Raw genomic sequence first — 1,423 nt, forward strand, 5'->3', positions numbered from 1 at the left:
TGTCTTAGCCCCCTAAAATCTGCACAGAATTTTCCATTTGGTTTTGTAGTAGAGTACCGTGTTGGTCATCTGATAAGCTAAAGTATGGGTCAGCCGTGACCTTGTCAAGGCTGGTACGTAGCGGCTGTTCAGCCGGCCTTGACAAGGGCACAACTGACCCATTGTCGCGCTGCTTATCAGTTGACCACCACTGACTCTGTGCCCACATTTGATTGGGTGTTAGTTTTCCTATCTCCCGATGACGGCGGCGATCGTTGTACCATTGGAGATATTGTTCGATGTGGTGCTTCGCGTCATAGTAGCTGCTGAACTCAAAGCGCTGTATGAGCTCTCTGTCCAGGATGCTGTGGAATGCTTCGATATAGGCGTTCTCTTCAGGAGTTGCTATGTGAGTAAATTCTTGTTGCGCTTCGAGTTCAACCAACAGTGCCCGAACTTTATTGGCAAGGAACTGTGATCCATTATCATTTCGGATAATTACGCCTTTCAAGCCGAAGCGCAGATGCAGCAAGCGCAACATCTCAATTACATCGGTGTGACGAATGCTTCGTTGGAAAATATTCGCGATCACCTTTCGACTGTAGATATCCATGATGCACAGCAAATAGTACCAGCGACGTTCTCCGGCCACCCATACGTATTTGATATCCAGAGACAAATACTCCATCGTCTTAGTTGCCTGTATTCTTCTGTATGTAACCCACTTTCGTTTACCGCTTGAGCGAATGACCTTACCCATCAATAGGCTATTCTCATTCATCAGTCTATACGTCTTTTTCCGATTGATCAAAAATCCACCCTTGCTAAGTTCATCGGTCATCATATCGTAGCCGTATGCGCAATAGGTCTCAGCAAGAAAGAAGTCCCGCACAAAACTTAACACCATTTCATTGGGCACTAATGTGCCGTTGTGCATTGTGTGAGTGCTTGGACGTTTTCCTCGCGGACCAGGATGAGCTTGGTAATAGAATGTGCGCCGGGACACTTGCAACCAGTGGGCTAGATCCTTTATTGCCATAAAGGGAGCAAACCTCTTCATCATCGCCCGCTTTTCTTGAATTGAATAGGAGTTTTTTTTAGCATCTCTGTCTTCACTTCAAGCTCCATCGCCTGACGTGCGACAATTCTCTTGAGTCGCTCATTCTCCTCCTGCAATGCCTTGACTTCTGGATCAACCCGACGATATGAGGGCTTCAATCCCTCAGCGCCTTTAGACAAATACTTCTTTCGCCAAATAGACAGCAGCGTTGGTGATAAATTATGCTTTCGACAGGTCTCCGCGAACCCTTCGCGTTCTGCCTCTTTAAGCAGGCTCAGTCGGTCTTCCGGACTGAATGTTCTTCTCGTTCTTGCCATTGTTTCCTAATTTAGTTGTACAAATCTGTTTTTCAGAATTTGCGCAGCTTATTAGGGGGCTAAGACA

General features: G+C 46.5%; 2 protein-coding genes. Both read right to left on the reverse strand.

The window, feature by feature from the left end; all coding sequences use genetic code 11:
* Positions 1-4 precede the first annotated feature (4 nt).
* The gene (locus tag WBG78_RS30710; protein ID WP_337330372.1) at positions 5-1,042 is read right to left on the reverse strand and encodes an IS3 family transposase; all 1,038 of its coding nucleotides are present in this window, start codon (positions 1,040-1,042) and stop codon (positions 5-7) included.
* The gene (locus WBG78_RS30715; RefSeq protein ID WP_337330373.1) at positions 1,039-1,356 is read right to left on the reverse strand and encodes a transposase; all 318 of its coding nucleotides are present in this window, start codon (positions 1,354-1,356) and stop codon (positions 1,039-1,041) included. The genes WBG78_RS30710 and WBG78_RS30715 overlap by 4 nt, the downstream gene beginning before the upstream one ends.
* Between the last annotated feature and the right edge of the window lie 67 nt (positions 1,357-1,423).

This window comes from Chryseolinea sp. T2 (genome assembly GCF_037203685.1).
Taxonomy (GTDB): domain Bacteria; phylum Bacteroidota; class Bacteroidia; order Cytophagales; family Cyclobacteriaceae; genus Chryseolinea.

Excerpts from the sequence above, each read along its gene's own strand:
- WBG78_RS30715 (WP_337330373.1), bottom strand. The coding sequence starts at position 1,356 with ATGGCAAGAACGAGAAGAACATTCAGTCCGGAAGACCGACTGAGCCTG.
- WBG78_RS30710 (WP_337330372.1), bottom strand. The coding sequence starts at position 1,042 with ATGATGAAGAGGTTTGCTCCCTTTATGGCAATAAAGGATCTAGCCCAC.